We start from the raw sequence: 1,071 nt of genomic DNA, 5'->3' as shown, positions 1-1,071 counted from the left end.
TTGTTGCTTTTATATGATTATTTATGGAAGTTAAGCGAAAACAAGCTATAATTCTCCTTCAAAATTTGTCTATACCAACATCAGGCTTTAGGATTCTGCAACCTAAGGGCGGTAGCGTCTTTTAAAGATTAAAGACCTGAGCCTAGTGATTTACATAAATTACGAGAAAACAAATGAATGTAAAGAAAAATAATCTACGCTGGAAGCAACGCTTAGAAAATTTAAAAAAAGCCCATTTCCGATTAAGCGAAGCCTGCGCTCAAGAGTCATACAACGTATTGGAAGTCGCAGGGTTAATTCAAACATTTGAGTTTACATTTGAACTCACATGGAAAACATTAAAAGATCTACTTGAACTTGAAGGATACGACGCTACTTCTCCTCGTTCTGCAATCCGCATTGCACTAGAAGCAAAACATATTTCAGCGTCGCAATGTGAAACGTTATTAGAAGCACTTGGGAAACGTAATTTATTAACACATACTTACGATGAAGATAATGTAATTGAAGCACAAGAGTTAATACTAAAAGAGTTTGAACCCGTGTTGACTGCTATTGTTACCTATTTATCAGAAAAGAATAACAATGAGTAATAACGGATTATCCTTGAAACAACAGTCAAAACTAGTTCAAATTTTAAAAAAGAATACAAGTATTGACTCTGCTTTATTATTTGGTTCAAGAGCGATGGGAACTTATAAAGAAAGTTCAGATATTGATATCGCATTGATTGGTGGGAATTTAACCCTAACAGACATAGCAAATTTATTAACTGAAATAGAATTAACCACTATTCCCTATCAAGTTGATCTGTTAATTAAGCATAAAATAAAAAATAAAGCTCTAATAGAGCATATTGAGAAATATGGTATTGAGTTTTTATCAACAGATTAAGACTCTTAAAGCTTTTAAAGCCTTTGATTTTAGTTCTTAAATATTTTGATTTTTAAATTAGCGTAATCCGTGCGATTGGCTGACAGTGTTTATCTTTTGATATTGATTTTTATCCTGCCTTTCTTGTTGCTTTTATATGATTATTTATGGAAGTTAAGCGAAAACAAGCTATAATTC

Annotated in this window: 2 protein-coding genes; both read left to right on the top strand. The window is 32.0% G+C overall.

Annotated elements, in window-relative coordinates; all coding sequences use genetic code 11:
• Positions 1-173: 173 nt before the first annotated feature.
• On the top strand, positions 174-593 hold the full coding sequence (locus tag G322_RS0119515) for an HI0074 family nucleotidyltransferase substrate-binding subunit (protein ID WP_022943316.1): 420 nt from the start codon (positions 174-176) through the stop codon (positions 591-593).
• Positions 586-894, top strand: coding sequence for a nucleotidyltransferase domain-containing protein (locus G322_RS0119510; RefSeq protein ID WP_022943315.1), 309 nt, complete (start codon positions 586-588; stop codon positions 892-894). The genes G322_RS0119515 and G322_RS0119510 overlap by 8 nt, the downstream gene beginning before the upstream one ends.
• Positions 895-1,071: the final 177 nt, after the last annotated feature.

Source organism: Psychromonas hadalis ATCC BAA-638, assembly GCF_000420245.1.
In the GTDB taxonomy this organism is placed as follows: domain Bacteria; phylum Pseudomonadota; class Gammaproteobacteria; order Enterobacterales; family Psychromonadaceae; genus Psychromonas; species Psychromonas hadalis.
The sequence above is the reverse complement of the archived record's forward strand: the minus strand, read 5'-3'. Positions and strand labels throughout refer to the sequence as shown.

Excerpts from the sequence above, each read along its gene's own strand:
- G322_RS0119515 (WP_022943316.1), top strand. The coding sequence starts at position 174 with ATGAATGTAAAGAAAAATAATCTACGCTGGAAGCAACGCTTAGAAAAT.
- G322_RS0119510 (WP_022943315.1), top strand. The coding sequence starts at position 586 with ATGAGTAATAACGGATTATCCTTGAAACAACAGTCAAAACTAGTTCAA.